Raw genomic sequence first — 19,962 nt, 5'->3', positions numbered from 1 at the left:
CACCGCAGTGCCGGTAAGGCGTGGGGACGGCCCACGATCCATGCTAGGCGCGGCCACCGACAGAAACCGGGCGGCCCCCCGGCAGGGTCGCACACCTGTTCGAGGCTGTGATCACCGCTTCCGTGACATGGCGTGCACCGGTGCAGGCTGTGTCACACGGACGGTGATCACGGCACTCAGCGGCAGGAGTACGTGAACGAGCCCTCCGCCTGCGCCGGGTTCGGCTCGAGCACCCGCAGCGTCGCCGTCGCGTCATGCCGGCCGCGGCCGCTGAGCGTCCAGAGCAGGTGGACGTCCACCGAGGTCTGCCCGGCCGCCACCTCCTGCGTCAGCACGCCCGTGGTCTCCCCGTCGCTGCGCGTCCAGGTGTAGGAGAGGGTCCCCGGCCCGCCGGTCGTGAGGACGGTGCCGACGACGTCCACCGTCACGTCGCAGGCCCGGCCGGGCTCGGCAGCGGTCACGGTGGCGCCGGTGACCTGCAGCGGCGCGCCGCCCGGCAGCAGCGCGAACGCGACCGTCGCCGCGACCACCGACGACGTGACGACGAGCCCGCCGAGCGCTCCCCCGCGGCGGCGCCCGTCCCGGCGCCCGCGGGCAGGCCTGCGCTTCGGGGCCGTGCCGGTGAAGTGGACGGTGACCTGGTCGGCGGCGGGGTCGGGGTCCGTGCCGGGGGCGGTGTCGGGGGCCGTCCTCGGCCGGGGCACCGGCGGGACCCTCGTGGACCCGCGCGGCGACACCGTCAGCGCGCTCGCCATCGTGCTGTCGGCGCGGATCGTGCGGACCGCCAGCGGGTCCGGTCCCAGCGCCCGCTGCGCCGCCGCGGCGAGCTCTCCCGCGGTGCGGAAGCGCCGCCGCGGGTCCTTCGCCATCCCCTGCGCCACCACGGCGTCGAACCCGACGGGGACGCCGCCGCCTGCGTCACGGCGCACCGCGCTCGGCATCGGCGGCGGGTCCTGCAGGTGCGCCCGCATCAGCGCCGGTGCGGAGCCGGTGAACGGCGGGCGGCCCGTCAGGGTCTCGAAGAGCACGCAGGCGAGCGCGTAGACGTCCGCGGCGGGCTCGCCCTCGACGCCGTCCCAGCGTTCGGGCGCGACGTAGCTCGGCGACCCGGGGACGGCTCCCGCGCCCGTGAGCGCGACGGCGTCCGGGCCCGCGGTGCCGGCGCGGGGACGGGCGATGCCGAAGTCGAACAGGTACGCGAACGGCTCCTGCAGCGGCGGCGTGCGGGCACCCGCGAGCAGCACGTTCGAGGGCTTCACGTCGCGGTGCACCAGCCTGGCCGCGTGCGCGGCGTCGAGCGCGCGGGCGACCTGCCCGATCGTCGCGACCGCTGCCTGCGGCGTCAGCGGGCCGTGGTCGCGCAGCCACGTCGCGAGATCGGTGCCCTCCACCAGGCGCATGTCCAGGTAGAGGCGGCCCCCGATCTCGCCGAACCCGTGGATCGGGACGACGTGCGGGTCGTTCAGCCGGGCCGCGATCCGGCACTCCCGGCGGAAGCGCGCCACGTAGTGCGGATCCGCGGCCGAGCGTTCCGGGAGCAGCTTGAGCGCCACCGTGCGGTCCGTCGCGGTGTCGTGGGCACGGTAGACCTCGCCCATGCCGCCGCGGCCGAGCAGCTCCAGCAGCCGGTAGGGCCCGAAGATCGCGGGCGCCCGGACGCGGGCGGGGTTCATTCCGGAGGGCACAGGACTCCGTAGATCTCGTCGAGGACGCAGCCGGGGGGCAGGACGGGGCCGGGGGGCAGGACGGGGCCGGCACCCGGGCCGGCACCCGGGCCGCCGCCCTCCCCGTCACCGGGGCCGGCACCCGGGGCGCCGCTGCCGACACCCGGTGCGCCGCTGCCGTCACCCGGTGCGCCGCTGCCGTCACCGGGGTCAGCACTCGGGCCGGCACCCGGGCCGCCGCCGTCGCCCGGGTCGGCGCTCGGGCCGTCGGTCGGGCCGGTGGGGCCGCCCGACGGGTCGCCGGGCCGGTCGACGGGCGGCCGCGGCCGGTCCGGCGGCTCGACCGGACCACCCACCGGGCCGGCGGGCGGGCGCACCGGCGGGCGGCCGGGCGGGTCGTCCCCATCCCGGTCGCCGCCGTCCGGGCCGTCCCCGTCCCCGCCACCGGCGTCACCGCCGTCCGAGCCGCCGCCGCCCGGGCCGTCCCCGTCCGAGCCGCCACCGGCGTCACCGCCACCCGAGCCGCCCCCGTCTCCGGGCGCGCCGGTCGAGCCGGCACCCGGTGCGCCAGGGCCCGACCCGCCGCCCGGCGACGGCGCGGACCCGCCGCCGGAGCTGTCCCCACCGCTCCCGACGGGCGGTGCGGAGCCGGGACCGGCACCGGGCACGGCACCCGAGCCCGCCACCCCGACGATCCCCGTCGGGGTGGACAGTGGTGTCACTCGGGGCTCCCCCACCATGAACACGCCGATGGCGATCGCCGCCGCCGCGGCCCCGGACAGCACGGCGACCGGCAGCCGCCGTGCCGCCCCGCCGAGGACCGTCGCACCGATCGCCGTCCCCGCGACCGGGACGGCGGCGCGCACCAGGAGCAGCAGCAGCGAGGCGCGCCGGGCAAGGCCCTCGCGCCCCCGCTCCTCCCAGTTCTCGCCGTAGCCGTCGACGGCGGCGTGCTCCAGCTCGACCAGGAACGCCTCGGCGTCCGCCGGACGGTCCGCCGGGTGCTTCGCGAGACCGTGCAGGGCGAGGCTGCGCACGGGTTCGGGCAGGATCCCGGTCGGGACGGCGGCGTGCAGGTGCTGGTCGCGCAGGGTGGCGAGATCGGTAGCCGGGTAGGGCGGGCGCCCGGTGAGGCACTCGACGAACGTCGCCGTCGCCGCGTAGACGTCGCCGCGCGGGCTCGCCCGGCCGCCCTGCCACTGCTCGGGCGCCATGTAGGCGGGGGTGCCGGAGCCGTCGGTGGCTCCGCCGGAACGGGCCGCGACCCCGAAGTCCGCGAGGCGGCTGGAGCCGTCCGGCCCGACGAGGATATTGGCCGGCTTGACGTCGCGGTGCACCACCCCTGTGGCGTGCGCGGCGGCCAGGCCGAGCAGCGCCCCCTTGAGCAGGGCCAGGGCGGCCTGCGGCTCGACGGGCCCGCGGTCGGCGAGCAGGGCACGCAGCGAGGGCCCGTCCACCAGCTCCATGACGATCGCGGCGCCGACCGCGCACTCGACGTACTCGTGCAGGCGGACGACGTGCGGCGACTCGAGGTCGCACAGCAGCCGGGCCTCGGCGCGGAACGCGGCGCGGAACGTGTCGTCCGCGAGCAGGTCGGCGCCGAGGTACTTGACGGCGACCGGCTCACCCGCGGAGGAGCGGGCCTCCACGACGGTGCCGCCACCGCCGCTGCCGAGCTCACGCACCTCGGCGTAGCCGGGCACGTGCCACTGCTGGGACATGTCGCACCGCTCCGTTCGGGGGCCGAGGCTGGGGTCTCGGACGGCCTTGCGGGGGCCACGTCCGGCTGGGGAGAACCGGCCGCGGCGACACCCGACGGTACGCAGCGACGAACGGCCGACAGCGGATGAGCCCGTTGCGACCAGCGTGATGACCCCGGTCGGCCCTGCCGTGCGCGGACCGCGCGGGCGACCGCGCAGCACCGGAGTGCACGTCGCAGCCGCCCGGACGGCTGCGCGGTGCCGCGTGATGCTGCGAGGTGCTGGGGGGCGCAGGGCGGGCCCGGACGCACGCCCCTACGCGGCGTTGACGATCCGCCCCCGCAGCATCACCAGCGCCGGTTCGCGCACCGTGCCGGGATCGGCCCGCGGATCGGACCGGTACACGACGAGATCGGCCCGGCCGCCCACGTGCAGCCCCGGCCGGCGCAGCCATTCCCGCGCCCGCCACGAGGCGGCACCGAGCGCGTCCGCGGCGGGGATCCCCGCAGCGTGCAGGGCGGCGATCTCGTCCGCGATCCGCCCGTGCGTGATCCCGCCGCCTGCGTCCGTGCCCGCGTACACCGGCACACCCGCCTCGTACGCCCTGGCAACGACGGACCGTGCGCCGGCGTGCAGCGAGCGCATGTGCGCGGCGTAGGTGGGGTAGCGCGCGGCGCTCTCCGCGATGCCGGGGAACGTGTCGACGTTGATCAGCGTGGGCACCAGCGCGGTGCCGCGCGCGGCCATCTCGGCGATCAGGTCCTCGGTGAGGCCGGTGCCGTGCTCGATGCAGTCGATCCCGGCACGGATGAGGCCGGGCAGGGCGTCCGTGCCGAACACGTGGGCGGTGACCCGCGCGCCCGCGGCGTGCGCGGCGGAGATCGCGTCGACCAGCACGTCGTCCGGCCAGAGGGGCGCGAGATCGCCGGCGGAGCGGTCGATCCAGTCCCCGACCAGCTTGACCCAGCCGTCCCCCGCGGCGGCCTGCTCGGCGACGACGTCGGGCAGGAGCGCGGGGTCGTCCAGCTCCGCGGCGAGGCCGGGGATGTAGCGCTTCGGCCGGGCGATGTGGCGGGCGGCGCGGATGATCTCCGGGAGGTCCTCGCGGGCCTGCAGGGGTGAGGTGTCCACCGGGGAGCCGCAGTCCCGGATGAGCAACGCGCCGGCGTCCCGGTCCGTGCGGGCCTGCGCGTCCGCCTCGTCCAGGTCGACGGGGCCGGCCGAGCCCAGGCCGATGTGGCAGTGCGCGTCGACCAGGCCGGGGACGATCCACCCGCCGTCCGCGACCGTCTCGGCGCCGGGCAGCGGCCCGTCCACGATCACGCCGCGATCGACGAGGATCTCCTCGGCCGAGCCGTCCGGCAGCAGGACGCCGCGGAGCCGGTACACCCCTACTTGCCCTTCCGGAAGTTGAGCTTCGACGGATCGAAGCCGGGCGGCAGCTGGTCCAGCCCGCCCAGGCCGGGCGGCAGGTCGCGCAGCGAGGGCGGCATCTGCGACAGGTCCGGCAGGGCCCGGGCGGAGCGGGCCGGGGTGGGGCCGCGGCGGCCCTTCTTCGCGTTCTTGCGCTTGCTGGCCTGCTTGCGGGTGGCGCTGCGGCCGCCGCCGAAGCCCATCTGCCCGGCCATCTGCTTCATCATCTTGCGGGCCTCGAAGAACCGGTTGACCAGCTCGTTGACCTCGCTGACCGCGACCCCGCTGCCGTTCGCGATGCGCAGCCGCCGGGACCCGTTGATGATCTTCGGATCGGCCCGTTCCGCCGGTGTCATACCGCGGATGATCGCCTGCAGCCGGTCCAGCTGCCTGTCGTCGACCTGGGCGAGGGCGTCCTTCATCGCGCCGGTGTTGGCGCCGGGGAGCATGCCGAGGATGTTGCCGATCGGGCCCATCTTGCGGATGGCGAGCATCTGCTCGAGGAAGTCCTCCAGCGACAGCTCGCCGGTGGTGATCTTCTGCGCGCTCGCGGCGGCCTGCTCGGCGTCGAAGGCCTGCTCGGCCTGCTCGATGAGCGTGAGCAGGTCGCCCATCCCGAGGATGCGCGAGGCCATCCGGTCCGGGTGGAAGACGTCGAAGTCCGCGAGCTTCTCGCCGTTGGACGCGAAGAGGATCGGCTGGCCGGTGACCTCCCGCACCGAGAGCGCTGCACCGCCGCGGGCGTCGCCGTCGAGCTTGGTGAGCACCACCCCGGTGAAGCCGACACCGTCGCGGAACGCCTCCGCGGTGGCGACGGCGTCCTGGCCGATCATGGCGTCCACCACGAAGAGCGTCTCGTCCGGCTGCACGGCGTCGCGGATGTCCGCGGCCTGCCGCATCAGCTCCTCGTCCACCCCGAGGCGGCCCGCGGTGTCGACGATGACGACGTCGAACATCTTGTCCCGGGCGTGCGCCACGCCCCGGCGCGCGACGTCCACGGGGTCGCCGACGCCGATGCCCGGCGCTGCGGCCTGACCGGTCGCCGACGCGCCCGGATGTGGCGCGAACGTCGTGACCCCGGCGCGCTCGCCGACGATCTGGAGCTGGTTGACCGCGTTGGGCCGCTGCAGGTCGCACGCCACGAGCAGTGGGGTGTGCCCCTGGTTGCGGAACCACGCGGCGAGCTTCCCGGCGAGGGTCGTCTTGCCGGAGCCCTGCAGGCCCGCGAGCATGATCACGGTCGGCGGCTCCTTGGCCAGCCGCACCCGGCGGGTCTCCCCGCCGAGGATCGCGATCAGCTCCTCGTTGACGATCTTGACGACCTGCTGGGCCGGGTTCAGCGCACCCGAGACCTCGGCGCCCTTGGCCCGTTCCTTGACCCGCGAGACGAAGCCGCGGACCACCGACAGGGCGACGTCGGCCTCCAGGAGCGCGATGCGGATCTCGCGCATGGTGACGTCGATGTCGGCGTCGGAGAGGCGGCCCTTGCCCCGCAGCCCGGCCAGCGCGCCGGAGAGGCGCTCGGAAAGCGTCGCGAACACGCCTACGAGCCTACTTGCCGGGCGTGCCGTCCACCGCGCCGCACGAGGCCAGTACGCCGAGGAGGTCCGTCCGGGCGGTGCGGTCCAGCACGAGCACCCGCTCGTAGCCCCAGGGGACGTGCCCCGCCGCGAGCGCAGCGGACGTTGCGCGGGCCCGGCGGGCGTGCGCGGCGAAGCAGCCCGACGGGACGATGCGCCCCCGCCCCTCCTGACCGGCCAACGCGACCTCGGGCGCGACGTCGAGCCAGACCAGGTACGCGACGCGGCCGGTGACGAGCGCGAGCAGGGCGAGCAACGCGCGCAGGAAGGCGCCGGTGGCGGGCAGGTGCACGACGACGGCGGCCGGCCCGGCGACGGCGGCCGCGACGATCGCGAATCGGTGCAGGACGTGGACGAGCGGCCGGTAGCGCGCGTACGGCACGCCGGCGGGCAGGCGACGCGCGAGGACGTCGCGCTGCGACTCCGAGTCCACGACGGCGAGGTCCGGCCCGGGCGTGAGCCTGCGCAGCAGCGTCGACTTGCCGGCGCCGGGGATGCCCGCAACGAGGACGAGGGCCCTCCCGGGCCCGCTCAGGGTCACGGACGGGACAACGCCGAACCGCCCCCGAACGTTCCACCCGCGCGAATCAGGATCGCCTACCTGTTGCTCAGGTAAGGCTCACTACATAGTGTCGCCGGGTGCCCGTCCGAATACCGACCGTGGTGGCCGCCGGCCCGTCGACGTGCGCGGCCGGATCCGGTACTCCCCCGCGACCTGCCGCGCCGTGATCCCGGAGGTGCCCGCGTGACTCCCACCGTCCCGCCGCTGACCCGACGCGGCTTCCTGGCCGCCACCGGCCTCGGCATGGCCACCGCCCTCGCCGGTGCCACGGCCGCCTGCGCCGGCGGGCCCGGCGGCCCGGCCGGTGCGGCCGGTGCGGCTGCGTGGAGCTTCACCGACGACAGGGGCGAGCGGATCGAGCGCCCCGCCCGCCCGCAGCGGATCGTCGCCTACGAGACCACCGGGGCCGCCCTGTGGCACCTCGGCGTGGCCCCCACGGGGATCTTCGCGGGCTCCGCACTGGCCGACAGCGTGAGCCTGCATGCCTTCGACACCTCGGGCGTCACCGCCATCGGGACGACGTACGGCCAGCTCGACCTGGAGTCGCTCGCCGCCGCCCGTCCCGACCTCGTCGTCACCGCGTTCGACCCGCGCCAGGACGGCCCGCTGTTCGGCTTCGCCGACCCGGCGATGCAGGAGCGGGTGGCCTCGATCGCCCCGATCGTCGCGTTCGACGGCGTCCGCGACCCGATGGCCGTCGTCGGCCGCTTCGAGGAGCTCGCCCGCGCGCTCGGCGTCGAACCGCCTGCCGGGCCCCGGGACGGCTACGCCGCCGCGGCCGCCGAGCTGCGCTCCACCCTCGCCGCGAAGCCCGGCCTCACCGCGGTCGCGCTCACCGCCTACGACAACCAGCTCTGGTTCGCCCGCCCCGAGCAGTTCCCCGGCCTGCGCCAGCTCGGACAGCTCGGGCTGCGGCTCGTCTCCCCCGCGAGCCCCGCCGCGACCGACGTCAACCAGGACTTCACCGGCTTCTTCTGGGAGGCGGTGAGCGTCGAGGAGGGCACCCGATACCCGGCGGACCTCGTCCTCTACGACCCGGACACGTCGTCGCTGCAGCCCGACGCGCTCGCGGCCCTTCCGGTGTTCGGCACGCTCCCGGCCGTGCGGGCCCGCCAGTTCGCGCCCTGGCGCAAGCTGGAGGACTGGAGCCACGCCGCCTACACCGCGGACGTCGAGGCGGTCACCGCGGCGGCGCGCACCGCCGACCCTGATCTCGCGCCGTGACGCCCGCGCACTCCCCGACGGAGGCAACGTGACCTCGACCCGCCCCGTTCCCTCTCGAATAAGCACAGCCTATCCTCAGTCCATGGCGAGACACCGACGCTGCCCCTCCCCGGCCGCGCCCCCGGCGGCCGAACGCGCCCGGACGGTCCTCGCCGTCGCGCCCACGGTCACCGTCTCGGCCCACGGGTCGGACTGGACCGTCGCCCGGCACGGCACCGACCCCGAGGGCCGCCCGTTGCTCCTCGTCACGGCCACGCCCGCCGAGGCGCTCACGTGCACCCCGACGGGCGCGGTCCGCCAGCCCGTCCGCGTCGCGCTGCACGCCGCACAGCTGCACCTCCTGCGGGCCCCGGACCGGGTGCGCCACCGCGTCGAGATCCGGGGCACCGTCACGGCCGTCCCGACCGCGGAGGCCGACCGGCTGCTCGCCGCGGACCGGCGCTTCCTCGACGCCCTCGACGAGTGCGCCCTGCTGCGCGTCGAGCCGGCCGGCATCCTGCTCGACGGCGCGACGGTCGGGCTCGCCGAGTACCGGACGGCGGCGGCCGATCCCTTCGCGTCCGTGGAGGACTCGCTGCTGCGCGAGATGCTCGCCACCCGCCAGGAGGACCTGGTGTGGCTGTGCACGCTGCTCGGAGCGGAAGCGCTGACCGGCGCGACGGAGATCGCCCCCATCGGCCTGGACCGCTGGGGGCTGACGATGCGGATCGCGGGAACCGCGGGCGTCGGCCACCACCGGATCGCGTTCCCCGACCCCGTCGACCGGGTCGAGGCGCTGCGCCGGACGCTGCGCAGGCTGATCGCCTTCGCCCGGTCCGCGACGTGCGACGAGGCCTGGCTCTCCACCTTCGGGTGAGCGATCCCACCGCACCCCGTCCGAATCCCGAAGAACCCCCCGCGTCCCGGCACACCCCCGGAGCCCCGATGCCGATGCACCCGTCCGCCCACCGCGAGGGCGGCCGCTCCCTCGCCCACCGCCCACCGGCGTCGCAGCGGTGACGTCGGCGATACGCGTCGTCGGCCCGGCGCTGCGGCGGCAGTGGGTCCCGATCGTGGTGGGCAGCGTGCTCGCGATGCTGCACCAGTCGGCGGAGACCGCCGTCCCGCTGGCGATCGGGACGGTGGTGGACCGCGCCGTCGTCACGGGTGACGGCGGGGCGATGCTGCGCTGGGCGCTCGTCCTGATCGCGCTCTTCCTGCTCCTGGGCACGGCCGGGCTGTACGGCTACTACCTGCTCGAGGTGGGGTCGCAACGGATCGCGCACGACGTCCGCCACCGCGTGGTCGCGCGGGTCCACGACGCCCGCGGCGGGATCGACGCCCGTTCCGGGGACACCGTGAGCCTCGCCTCGAACGACGCCGAGGCCGTCGGCAACGTCGCGTACGCGATCGGGCTGGGCCTCGCCGCGATCCCCCCGCTGGTGGGCGGTGCCGTGGTGCTCCTGGCGATCTCGGTCCCGCTGGCGCTCGTCGTGCTGGTCGGGCTGCCGATGGTGCTGGGCATGGTGGCGCTGCTGTCGCGCCCGCTCACGGGCCGGATGGAGGCCGAGCAGGACGCCGTCGCCTCGGCCACGGGGGTGGCGACGGACCTGCTGCGCGGCCTGCGCGTCCTCAAGGGCCTCGGGGTCGAGGACGCCGCGACGGCGCGGTACCGGCGCGCGAGCCGGGAGGCCCTCTCCGCGCGGCTGCGGTCCGCGCGCTTCCTCGGCGGCTACACGGGCCTGACGCTCGCGACGTCCGGGCTGTTCCTGGTCGTCGTGGCCGCCGTGGGCGGGCGGCTCGCGCTCGAGGGGCGGATCAGCGTGGGCGAGCTGGTGACCGCCGTGGGGCTCGCGCAGTTCCTGGCGGCTCCGCTGCAGATGGTCGCGGAGGCGGGCGCGATGGCCGCGGCGGCACGGGCGAGCGCGCAGCGGATGCGGGCCCTGCTCGTCGTCCCACCCGCCCTCGACGACCCCCACTGCGAGGAGCCCCCCGGCCCCGTCCGCGGCGAGCTGGAGCTCCACGGGGTCGTCGCGGGCCCGCTCGCCGGCCTGGACCTGCTGGTCGCCGCGGGCGAGCACGTCGGCGTCGTCGCCACCCCGGCGGAGGCTGCAGCGCTCCTGGACGTGCTGGCCCGCAGGCGGGACCCGGAGACCGGCAGCGTCCTCCTGGACGGTGTGGCGTTCCGGCGGCGGCCGCTGCGAGCGCTGCGCCGCGACGTCCTCGTGGGCGACCACGACGCGGTCCTGTTCTCCGGCACGCTCGGCGAGAACGTCGCGGCGGCGGCCGGGCCGGGCGCGGACCTCCGCCCCGCGCTCGACGCGAGCGACGCCGCCGAGGTCGCCGCGGCCGTCCCGGACGGCGTCGACGCGCGGCTCGACGACGGCGCGCGCGTGCTCTCGGGCGGGCAGCGGCAGCGGGTGGCGCTGGCCCGTGCCCTCGCGCCGGACCCACCGGTGCTCGTCCTGCACGACCCGACGACGGCCGTCGACGCCGCGACCGAGCACGCGGTCGCCCGGCGGGTCGTCCGGCTGCGCCGCGGGCGCACGACGGTGGTGGTGGCCTCCAGCCCGGCGCTGCTCGACGCGTGCGACCGCGTGGTCCTGCTCGACGGAGGGCGGGTGGCGACGGAGGGCGCGCACACCACGCTCGTCACCGATCCCCGCTACCGGGAGCTGGTGCTCGGATGACCGCGCGGGAGCTCCTGCCCACCGCCGGCCCCCGCGAGACGTGGACGGCGGTGCGCCGCCTGCTGGCGGGGCGGCGCGGAGCGGTGTGGGGCGCGACGGCCGTCCTGGTCGCGGGCACCTCGGCCGGCCTGCTCGCCCCGCCGATCCTGGGCGCGATCGTCGACATCGTGGTCGGTGGCGGCGCCGTCGAACGCCTCGACCTGCTGGTGGTGGCGCTGCTCGCCGCGGTGATCGCGGAGTCCGTGCTGTCCGGGTGGGGTGTGGTACTGGTCGCGCGGGTCGGGGAGACGGCCCTCGCGACGCTGCGCGAGCGGGTGCTGGAGCGGGCGCTCGGGGTGTCGCTGGCCGACGTCGAACGCGGCGGGGGCGGCGATCTCGTGGCGCGGGTGAGCGGGGACGTCGAGTCGGTGTCGGACGGCCTGCGCGAGGCGCTCCCGACGCTCGCGGGGGCGGCGCTGACGGTGGCCCTCACCGTCGTCGGGATGGGGGTGCTGGACTGGCGCCTCGCGCTCGCGGGGTTCGCGGTGCTCCCGATCCACGTCGCGGCCACGCGCTGGTACCTGCGCCGCTCCACACCGGTGTACGCCGCCGAGCGGGTGGCGCGCGGCGAGCTGACCGCGGCGCTCGCAGAGACGGTGTCCGGGTCGCGCACGGTGGCGGCGTTCGGGCTGGAGCGCGAGCACCGTGCCCGCGTCGACACCGTCTCCGAGGTCGCGGTGCAGCGCTCGCTCGTGGCGGCGCGGCTGCGGTCGCGGTTCTTCGCCTCCCTCAACGCCGCCGAGTGCGTCGGGCTCACCAGCGTGCTGGCCGCCGGGTTCCTCACCGTGCAGGCCGGGGTCACCAGCGTCGGCGTCGCGACGGCGGCGGCACTGTACTTCCACCGCCTCTTCAACCCGTTCAACCAGCTCCTCGGGCTGCTCGACGACGCCCAGAACGCGGCGGCGGCGCTGGGCCGCCTGGTCGGCGTCGCCTCCCTGGAACCGCCCGCCGCGCCCGCACTGCCCGCGACCCCGCGCGACGCCTCGGTGAAGGTCGCCGGTGCCCGCTTCGCGTACCGGCGCGACCACGAGGTGCTGAGTGGCGTCGACCTCGCCCTCGATCCGGGTGAGCGGTTGGCGCTCGTGGGTCCGAGCGGGGCGGGCAAGACGACGATCGCCAAGCTCGTGAGCGGCATCCACACCCCCGGCGGCGGCGCGGTGTACCTCGGCGGGCACACCCCGGCCGAGCTCGGGCCGGGCGGCACCCGGCGGACGGTCGCGCTCGTCACCCAGGAGGTGCACGTCTTCGCAGGCACGCTCGCCGAGGACCTGCGGCTCGCCGATCCGAACGCCCCGGACGCCGCGTTGCTCACCGCGCTCGACCTCGTCGGGGCCCGGGAGTGGGTGGAGGCGCTCCCGGACGTTCTCGCGACCGTCGTCGGCGACGGCGGGCACGCGCTCACGGTGCTGCAGGCCCAGCAGCTCGCGCTGGCGCGGGTGGTGCTCGCGGACCGGCCCGTCGTCGTCCTGGACGAGGCCACGGCCGAGGCCGGCAGCGCGGGCGCCCGGGTCCTCGAGGCCGCGGCGCTGCGTGCGACGGCGGGGCGGACGGCGCTGGTGGTCGCCCACCGGCTCACCCAGGCGGCGGGCGCCGACCGGATCGCGGTCGTGGAGGCGGGCCGGGTCGTGGAGATCGGGCCGCATGATCATCTGGTGGCAGCCGGTGGTCGCTACGCAGCACTGTGGACAGCGTGGTCGGGCAGCCGACCGGGCTAACGTGGACGACCACCCGTTGTCATCTTAGGTAACGCTTGCTTCACTGTATCCGGGGGCGGAACTGTTCACGCTGCTCGGGGGAAGTTCGCCGTGGAGGGCGCGGATGGTGTCGTACCCGACGGGTCGCCGACGTGTGCTCGTCGCCCTCGGCGCCGGGCTGGCCGTGGTCGCGGTGGGCGGGTGCGCCTCCGCAGCGGGCGCCCCGAGCGGCCCCGCGCGGATCGCCTGCGCCTCGGGGGCCGAGGAGCTGCACGCCGCACTGCTGCTCGGCGCGGACCCGGTGCTCGCCGCCCGCGGTCCGGGAGATCCGGTCATCGCCGATCTCGGCTACCGGCTCGACGGGGTCCCCCGGCCGGACCCGGCGGACGGCGACGCGCTGGCCGCAGCGCTCGCGCAGACCCGGCCCGACATCGTCCTGCACACGGCCGTCCCCCCATCGGGTGACGCCCGGGCGGTGCTGGTCGATCCGAGCCTGCCGGTGGACGACCAGCTGCTCGCCCTCGGCGCGGCGCTGCGGCGCGACGCCGAGGCGGAGCAGGCGATCGCGGGGCACGGCTACCTGGCGAGCCAGGTCGCCGCCGTCGTGGCCGGCAGCGTGCTGGCGGGCGCGACGGTCGCCGTCATCGCGCCCGGCCCGGGAGGCCCGACGATGCTGGGTGCCGACTCGCCCGCCGGAGCGGCGCTGCACGCGGCCGGCGTCGGTGCGCTGCTCGACGATCCCGCGAAGGTCGCCGAGGCGGACTTCTGGCTGCGCGTCGCCGGCACGCCCCTGATGGAGGTCCCCGCGGAGCGGGCCGCCTGGGTCGGCCCGGAGTTCGTCCTGGAGTCGGCGCTGGTGCGGCTCGCGCGGCTGCGCCAGATCGACCGGCTCGCGCGCTGGTTCAGCGGTGTCCCCCGGTGACCGGCCTCCTGCCCACCCCGTCGGGATCGGCGTCGGGGCTGCCGTTCCGCGGGACTCCCGCGATCACCGACGCCGCCGCCCGCGCCTTCCTCACCCTGCTCGACGCGACCTTGATGGACCCGGCCGTCCACGCCCCGCTCACCGGCTCCCCCCACGGTGCGGGGCGGCGCCGGGTGCTCGATGCCGCCGGCCGGACGGTGGAGGTGCCGGCGCAGCCCCGCCGGGTCTTCGCCCACGACGACTTCACGACGCTGCCGATGCTGCTCGCGCTCGGCGTCCCCGTGGTGGCGACGACGTCGGAGTCGGTGCCGGCCCGGCTGCCGTCGTTCCTCACACCCCTCGACACCCGCGACATCGCGGTCGTGGGCAGGTTCGCGCACTTCAGCGTCCGGCAGCTGGCGGCACTCGCCCCGGACCTGATCCTCGCGCGGCCGGGTGACCTCGACGACCTCGCGCCGACGCTGAGCAGGCGGATCGCCCCGGTGGTCGCGCCGCCGCTCGCCGAGCACACCGACGACTGGCAGGGCAACCTGCGCGCGGTGGCCGCGGTGGTGGACCGGACGGAGCGGGCCGAGGAGCTGCTGTCGGCGGTGGACCGGGAGATCGCGGCGGCCGTGCGACGGCTCGCTCCGGTCGCCCGCCGGTGGCCGGTGCTCGGTCTGGTGGGCATCGACGAGGACGGCGTGACACGGCTGTCGCGCCCGGACCGGTTCCCGGGCACCGTGCTGGCCCGCCTGGGGTTCGTCCACCCGACCCGGCGCCGCAGCCCGTTGCTGGACGCCGACGTGCTGCTGTGCTTCCCGGTCGGCAGCGATCCCGCGCGTCACCGTCACGACCTGGACGCGGTGACGTTCGACCCGGTGTGGGCGGACTCCGTCGCGGTGCGTGCGGGGCGGGTGCACCGCATCGACCCGGACCCGGTGGCGGCGGAGGGGGGCGTGCAGCAGGTACGGGCGCTCCTCGCCGAGCTGGAGCGGATCCTCGCGGCGTGATCCGCTTCTGGTTGAGGTTTGCCTATCCTCATCCCCTAGTCTGTCGCGCGTGACCCTCGCCGCCCTCCCGCTCGCTCCGCTGCTTCCTGCCGCGACGCCGCTGCGGTGGCTGGAGACCCACCTGGCCGCCCACCAGGCGGCCCACGACGCCGACGGCCCCGGGGCCGCGACCCCGCGTCGGTGGACCGGTGTCGGCGCGCTGCTGGACGACGACGCCGCCGCGCTGCACGACCTCCACGCCGGTCTGGTCGCGGACGGCGCCGCGCCCGCCGCGGCCGCGAAGTGGTTGGCCTCCTGGTTCGCGGGCGGGATCGCCGACGTCGTCGGGTTCGTGTTCGCGACCGCGTCGGCGGCGCTGCTGGTCCGCCCCGGCCGGGCCCGGTTCCGCCTGGACGACGGCGGGCTGCCGGACCGCGTCGATCCCGGCCCGGCGAGGGTCGCCGTCGCGGAGGGGCACCCGTGGGCCGAGCTGTCCGACGTCGAGGTGGTGGCCGACGACGGCGCGCTTGCGGAGGCGGCGGTCGGCGCGCTCACCGTCGCCGCCGAGCCGATCGTCGAGGCGTGCCGGTGCCTGGCCCGCGTCGGCCGCCCGGCGCTGTGGGTGGAGGTCGGCGACCGGTTCGGGCTGCCGGTGCTCCACCAGATCCACCTCCCCGTGGACGCCGCCGTCGCCGACCGGATGCAGTACGCGGTCCGCACCCCGTCCCGGCCGTGGCGGAAGGTGCCGGACCTGCGGGTCGCCGACACCCCGGACGGCTGGACGTACCTCGGTCGCAAGGGGGGCTGTTGCCTGGCGTACCAGTCCGACGAGACCGGGGAGACCAGCCAGACGGGCGAGACCGACGAGACGGGCGAGACCGACGAGACGGGCGAGACCGCGCTCACCGAACGCGCGCGTGCCTACCGCGCCCGGTTCCCGCGGCTGCCCGATGCGCCGGCGTACTGCTCGACGTGCTCGCTGCGTGACTGGCCGGGCTGCGAGGAGCGCCAGGTGTTCTGGCTGGCGCAGGAGCGTGCCGCCCGTCGGGCCGCAGACGAGGACATGGTCGACAGGGCCGGAGACGCATGATCGACGCTTCCTGGCTGTCGATCTGTTTGTTAGCCTTCCCTCAGTTCAGCGTGTCACGGTCGAGTGAGGGGTGCGACGCCCGGTGACGGTGACGACGGCCCGGCCCGGTTCGACCGCGGGCGGGGCCATCCGCGCGCGGCGGCTCGCCCTCGTCGCGACGCTGGTCGGCCTGCTGCTGCTGGCCGTGCTCACGAGCCTCGCGGTCGGCGCGAAACCGATCCCTCTCGGCGTGGTGTGGGACGCGCTGTGGTCCCCCACCGGCACCGAGGAGGACGTCGTCGTCCGGGCGCTGCGGGTGCCGCGCACCCTGCTCGGCCTCGGGGTCGGGGTCGCGCTGGGCGTCGCGGGCGCGCTCATGCAGGGCCACACCCGCAACCCCCTCGCCGACCCGGGGCTGCTCGGGGTCAGCGCGGGTGCGGCGTTCCTCGTCGTCGTCGCGATCTTCGCACTGCGCATCACGAGCCTCTACGGCTACGTCTGGTTCGCCTTCGCGGGCGCGCTCGGCGCGAGCGTGCTCGTGTTCGTCCTCGGCTCACTGGGCCGCGGTGGACCGACACCGGTGACGCTCGCGCTCGCCGGCGTCGCGGTGAGCGCGCTCCTGGGCGCGCTCACCTCGGCGCTGGTGCTGGCCGACACCCGCACGCTCGACGCGTTCCGGTTCTGGGCCGTCGGCTCCCTCGCCGGACGGGACGCCGCGATCGCGGGCCAGGTCGCCCCGTTCCTGCTCGTCGGGCTCGTGCTCGCGTTCGCGAACGCCCCCGCGCTCAACCTGCTCTCGCTCGGCGAGGACGTCGCCAGGGCCCTCGGGCAGAACCTCGCCGTGGCCCGCTGGACCGGCCTCGTCGCGATCACGCTGCTCACCGGCGCCGCGGTGGCGGCCTGCGGGCCGATCGGCTTCGTGGGGCTGGTCGTGCCGCACGTGGTCCGCCTCTTCACCGGGCCGGACCACCGCTGGCTGCTGCCCGCGTCCGGGCTCGCCGGGGCGGTGCTGCTGCTCACCGCGGACGTCGTCGGCCGGGTGGTGGTGCGCCCGGGAGAGCTGCACGTCGGGATCGTGCTGGCGTTCGTCGGCGCACCGTTCTTCGTCGCACTCGTGCGGCGGCGGAAGCTGGTGCAGCTGTGAGTCCGGCCCTGCTCGAACGACCCCCCGCCCAGGTCCCGGGGCGCACACCGGTCCGCGTCGGCCGGATCTCGGGGGTGTGGCGCCCGCGGATGATCGCGGTCACGGTCATCGGGATCGGCCTCGTGGTGCTCGCGGCCGCGGCCAACATCGGCCGCGGGGACTTCCCGATCTCGCTCACCGAGGTGCTCGCCGTCCTCGCGGGCGGCGGGGACGGGCCGCAGCAGTTCATCGTGCTGGAGCTGCGGCTGCCCCGCACGCTCACCGGTGTCCTGGTCGGCGCCGCGCTCGGGGTGTCCGGCGCGCTCACCCAGGCCGTCGCCCGCAACCCTCTGGCGAGCCCCGACATCCTCGGCGTCACCGCGGGCGCGAGCACCGCCGCGGTGGCCGTCATCGTGCTCGGCGGCTCGATGGGCACCCTCGCCGGCCCGCTCGCGCAGATCGGGGTGCCGCTCGCGGCGCTCCTCGGGGGCATCGTCAGCGCCGCGATCGTGTACGCGCTGGCCTGGCGCCGCGGCATCGAGGGCTACCGGCTCGTGCTCGTCGGCGTCGGGGTCGGGGCGGTGGCCATGTCGATCACCTCCTGGCTGCTGGTGGTCGCCGAGGTCTACGAGGCGGCGCGCGCCACGGTGTGGCTCACGGGCTCCCTCAACGGCCGCGGCTGGGAGCACGTCGTCCCCGTCGCGGGGGCGCTGGTCGTGCTGATGCCGATCGCGCTGCTGCTCGGGTTCGCGCTCGGCGCGCTGCAGTTCGGCGACGACACCGCGCGCGGCCTCGGCCTGCGCGTCAATGTCGCCCGCGGCGGCCTCGTGCTCGTCGCGGTGGCGCTCGCCGCCGTCGCCACGGCGTCCGCAGGACCGGTCGCGTTCGTCGCGCTGGTGGTGCCGCAGATCTGCCTGCGGCTCGTCGGCTCGGCGCGCCCACCGCTGCTGGCGTCGGCGGTGTACGGGGCCCTGCTGCTGGTCGCGGCGGACCTCGTCGCCCGCACCGGTCTGGGCGTGGAGCTCCCCGTCGGGATCGTCACCGCCGTGATCGGCGCGCCCTACCTGCTCTACCTGCTCGTCCACCGCAACCGAGGGGTGACCGCATGACGTCAGGGCGTACGCGGCTGGAGGCTCGCGACCTGGAGCTCGCCTACGGCGACACCGTCGTGGTGGACGGGCTGGACGTCGACGTCGTCGACGGCACGATCACCGCCGTCATCGGTCCGAACGGCTGCGGCAAGTCCACGCTGCTGCGCGCGCTCGCCCGGCTCATCCCCACGCGGCGCGGCCACGTCCTGCTCGACGGCGAGCGGATCGACCGCATCCCGACCCGGGAGGTCGCGAAGGTGCTCGGCGTGCTGCCGCAGACTCCGGTGGCACCGGAGGGCCTGACGGTCGCCGACCTCGTCGCCCGCGGCCGCCATCCGCACCAGACCTGGTACCGGCAGTGGTCCTCCGACGACGAGTCCGCCGTCGCCGAGGCGCTGGGCTGGACGGGCATGACCGACTTCGCCGAGCGCACCATCGACACCCTCTCCGGCGGCCAGCGCCAGCGGGTGTGGATCTCGATGGCGCTCGCCCAGGGCACCGACCTGCTGCTGCTCGACGAGCCGACGACCTTCCTCGACCTCGCCCACCAGGTCGACGTCCTGGACCTCGTCGAACGCCTGCACACCGAGCGCGGCCGCACCGTGGTGATGGTGCTGCACGATCTCAACCTGGCCGCCCGGTACGCGGGGCGGCTCGTCGCGATGCGCGACGGGAGGATCGTCGCCGCGGGCCCGCCAGGGGACGTGCTCACCGCGGAGCTGCTGCGCGAGGTGTTCGAGCTGGACGCGCACGTGGTGGCGGACCCGGTCTCGGGCACCCCGCTGGTGGTCCCGATCGGGCGCCGGCACCGCCGCCCGGGATCCTCGCGCGGTGGCCGGCCGGCGCCACCGGATCGCCGAACGGCGTGAGCGGGTTCGCACGACGGTTGCGTCGCGCAACTAATTAGCTATGCTCAGTACCCGTGCAGCGATCGCTGTTCGGCCCCAGCCTTCTCCGCCAGCCCCGCGCCGTCTGGGCCGTCGCGTTCGCCTGCGTCATCTCCTTCATGGGCATCGGCCTCGTGGACCCGATCCTGCCCGCCCTGTCCTCCCAGCTGAACGCGTCGCCCAGCCAGGTCACGCTGCTGTTCACCAGCTACCTCGTCGTCACCGCGGTGGCGATGCTCGTCACCGGCTGGGTCTCCAGCCGCCTCGGCGCCAAGTCCACCCTCGTCGCCGGGCTGGTGCTCATCGTCGTGTTCGCCGGGCTCGCCGGCGCGTCCGACACCATCGGCGGCATCGTCGGCTTCCGCGCCGGCTGGGGGCTCGGCAACGCCCTGTTCATCGCCACCTCCCTCGCCGTCATCGTCGGCTCGGCCAGTGGCGGCTTCGCCGGCGCGATCGTGCTCTACGAGACCGCGCTCGGCGTCGGGATCGCCTGCGGGCCGCTGCTCGGCGCGGTGCTCGGCGACATCAGCTGGCGCGGTCCGTTCTTCGGCGTGTGCGCGCTCATGACGGTCGCCCTCGTCGCGACGGCGCTGTTCGTGCCGGCCACCCCGCGCGTCGAGGCGCCCGAGCCCCTCTCCGCGCCGCTGCGCGCCCTGCGCCACCGCGGGCTGCTGACCATGGGCCTCACCGCGCTGCTCTACAACTGGGGCTTCTTCACGATGCTCGGCTACGTCCCGTTCCCGATGCACCTGTCGATCTACCAGCTCGGCGCGGTCTTCTTCGGCTGGGGCCTGCTCGTCGCGATCTTCTCGGTGCTCGTGGCACCGGTGTTGCACCGCCGCTTCGGCACCGCGCCCACGCTCTACGCCAACCTGCTGCTGTTCGCCTGCCTGCTCGCCGTGATCGCCGCGCGCACCGGCTCCGTGCCCACACTGGTCGTCGCAGTGATCGCCGCGGGCGCCCTCATCGGTATCAACAACACGCTCACCACGCAGGCGGTCATGCTCGTTGCACCGGTCGAGCGCCCGGTCGCGTCGGCCGCGTACGGGTTCATCCGGTTCATCGGTGGCGGCCTCGCCCCCTTCGCCGCCGGGCTGCTCGCCGAGCGCTACGGCGTGGCGCTGCCGTTCTGGCTCGGCGCGCTCGCCGTCCTGCTCGCCGCGGGCGTGCTCGCCAGCGGGCACCGGCTGCTCGCCGCCGCCGACGCCCGGCTCACCGTGGCGCGTGCCTCGGCCGCACCCGCGCCCGCGGATCGGCTGCACACCCGGCGGACGGGCGGCGCGCCGAGTGTGCATCCGGTCCGATCAGGGGCCGACTGAGTGCACGCTCGCCGGACGGACACCCGCTCGGCCCG

The 19,962-nt window shown here is 76.0% G+C and carries 16 protein-coding genes; 11 read left to right on the top strand and 5 right to left on the bottom strand.

The features are described 5' to 3' along the window. Positions 1-176: 176 nt before the first annotated feature. The 5 genes from AB7J25_RS04485 to AB7J25_RS04465 all read right to left on the bottom strand — a co-directional run bounded on the left by AB7J25_RS04485 (position 177) and on the right by AB7J25_RS04465 (position 6,898). Positions 177-1,673 carry a serine/threonine-protein kinase gene (locus AB7J25_RS04485; RefSeq protein ID WP_428505305.1) on the bottom strand — a complete coding sequence of 499 codons (1,497 nt, stop codon included), beginning with the start codon at positions 1,671-1,673 and terminating at the stop codon, positions 177-179. Next, the gene (locus AB7J25_RS04480) at positions 1,670-3,385 is read right to left on the bottom strand and encodes a protein kinase domain-containing protein (RefSeq protein ID WP_428505303.1); all 1,716 of its coding nucleotides are present in this window, start codon (positions 3,383-3,385) and stop codon (positions 1,670-1,672) included. The genes AB7J25_RS04485 and AB7J25_RS04480 overlap by 4 nt, the downstream gene beginning before the upstream one ends. A 294-nt stretch (positions 3,386-3,679) precedes the next feature. Beyond that, entirely contained in the window at positions 3,680-4,753 is a 1,074-nt protein-coding gene (locus AB7J25_RS04475) for an amidohydrolase family protein (RefSeq protein ID WP_428505301.1), read from the bottom strand. Between the two features lie 2 nt (positions 4,754-4,755). Beyond that, positions 4,756-6,318, bottom strand: a complete 1,563-nt coding sequence (gene ffh, locus AB7J25_RS04470; protein WP_428505299.1) for a signal recognition particle protein — start codon at positions 6,316-6,318, stop codon at positions 4,756-4,758. A 10-nt stretch (positions 6,319-6,328) separates the two neighbouring features. Then, on the bottom strand, positions 6,329-6,898 hold the full coding sequence (locus AB7J25_RS04465) for an AAA family ATPase (RefSeq protein ID WP_428505297.1): 570 nt from the start codon (positions 6,896-6,898) through the stop codon (positions 6,329-6,331). A gap of 204 nt (positions 6,899-7,102) precedes the next feature. On the opposite strand from AB7J25_RS04465, the gene AB7J25_RS04460 reads away from it, so the two are divergent. From AB7J25_RS04460 to AB7J25_RS04410, 11 genes are all read left to right on the top strand, one after another. Continuing rightward, positions 7,103-8,143 carry a hypothetical protein gene (locus AB7J25_RS04460; protein WP_428505295.1) on the top strand — a complete coding sequence of 347 codons (1,041 nt, stop codon included), beginning with the start codon at positions 7,103-7,105 and terminating at the stop codon, positions 8,141-8,143. A gap of 82 nt (positions 8,144-8,225) precedes the next feature. Then, a complete protein-coding gene (locus tag AB7J25_RS04455; RefSeq protein WP_428505293.1) occupies positions 8,226-8,999 on the top strand; it encodes a DUF2470 domain-containing protein in 774 nt (257 codons plus the stop codon). Between the two features lie 139 nt (positions 9,000-9,138). Then, on the top strand, positions 9,139-10,812 hold the full coding sequence (locus AB7J25_RS04450) for an ABC transporter ATP-binding protein (RefSeq protein WP_428505291.1): 1,674 nt from the start codon (positions 9,139-9,141) through the stop codon (positions 10,810-10,812). Then, positions 10,809-12,566, top strand: a complete 1,758-nt coding sequence (locus AB7J25_RS04445; protein ID WP_428505289.1) for an ABC transporter ATP-binding protein — start codon at positions 10,809-10,811, stop codon at positions 12,564-12,566. Before AB7J25_RS04450 ends, AB7J25_RS04445 begins: the two co-directional genes overlap by 4 nt. 103 nt (positions 12,567-12,669) lie before the next feature. After that, on the top strand, positions 12,670-13,467 hold the full coding sequence (locus tag AB7J25_RS04440) for a hypothetical protein (RefSeq protein ID WP_428505287.1): 798 nt from the start codon (positions 12,670-12,672) through the stop codon (positions 13,465-13,467). Then, positions 13,464-14,459 carry an ABC transporter substrate-binding protein gene (locus AB7J25_RS04435; protein ID WP_428505285.1) on the top strand — a complete coding sequence of 332 codons (996 nt, stop codon included), beginning with the start codon at positions 13,464-13,466 and terminating at the stop codon, positions 14,457-14,459. Before AB7J25_RS04440 ends, AB7J25_RS04435 begins: the two co-directional genes overlap by 4 nt. 49 nt (positions 14,460-14,508) lie before the next feature. Beyond that, positions 14,509-15,528, top strand: a complete 1,020-nt coding sequence (locus tag AB7J25_RS04430) for a hypothetical protein (RefSeq protein WP_428505283.1) — start codon at positions 14,509-14,511, stop codon at positions 15,526-15,528. Positions 15,529-15,610: 82 nt separating this feature from the next. Continuing rightward, positions 15,611-16,651, top strand: coding sequence for a FecCD family ABC transporter permease (locus AB7J25_RS04425; RefSeq protein WP_428505281.1), 1,041 nt, complete (start codon positions 15,611-15,613; stop codon positions 16,649-16,651). Next, positions 16,648-17,739: a FecCD family ABC transporter permease gene (locus tag AB7J25_RS04420; protein WP_428505279.1), complete on the top strand. Its 1,092-nt coding sequence runs from the start codon at positions 16,648-16,650 to the stop codon at positions 17,737-17,739. The genes AB7J25_RS04425 and AB7J25_RS04420 overlap by 4 nt, the downstream gene beginning before the upstream one ends. Continuing rightward, on the top strand, positions 17,736-18,590 hold the full coding sequence (locus AB7J25_RS04415) for an ABC transporter ATP-binding protein (protein ID WP_428505277.1): 855 nt from the start codon (positions 17,736-17,738) through the stop codon (positions 18,588-18,590). The genes AB7J25_RS04420 and AB7J25_RS04415 overlap by 4 nt, the downstream gene beginning before the upstream one ends. A gap of 53 nt (positions 18,591-18,643) precedes the next feature. After that, positions 18,644-19,927, top strand: a complete 1,284-nt coding sequence (locus tag AB7J25_RS04410) for an MFS transporter (RefSeq protein WP_428505275.1) — start codon at positions 18,644-18,646, stop codon at positions 19,925-19,927. The last annotated feature ends 35 nt before the right edge of the window (positions 19,928-19,962 follow it).

It is taken from the genome of Pseudonocardia sp., assembly GCF_050246655.1.
Classification (GTDB): Bacteria; Actinomycetota; Actinomycetes; order Mycobacteriales; family Pseudonocardiaceae; genus Pseudonocardia.
Note: the sequence above shows the minus strand (reverse complement) of the source record. Positions and strands in the feature narration are given on the sequence as shown.

Excerpts from the sequence above, each read along its gene's own strand:
- AB7J25_RS04485 (WP_428505305.1), bottom strand. The coding sequence starts at position 1,673 with ATGAACCCCGCCCGCGTCCGGGCGCCCGCGATCTTCGGGCCCTACCGG.
- AB7J25_RS04480 (WP_428505303.1), bottom strand. The coding sequence starts at position 3,385 with ATGTCCCAGCAGTGGCACGTGCCCGGCTACGCCGAGGTGCGTGAGCTC.
- AB7J25_RS04455 (WP_428505293.1), top strand. The coding sequence starts at position 8,226 with ATGGCGAGACACCGACGCTGCCCCTCCCCGGCCGCGCCCCCGGCGGCC.
- AB7J25_RS04445 (WP_428505289.1), top strand. The coding sequence starts at position 10,809 with ATGACCGCGCGGGAGCTCCTGCCCACCGCCGGCCCCCGCGAGACGTGG.
- AB7J25_RS04440 (WP_428505287.1), top strand. The coding sequence starts at position 12,670 with ATGGTGTCGTACCCGACGGGTCGCCGACGTGTGCTCGTCGCCCTCGGC.
- AB7J25_RS04415 (WP_428505277.1), top strand. The coding sequence starts at position 17,736 with ATGACGTCAGGGCGTACGCGGCTGGAGGCTCGCGACCTGGAGCTCGCC.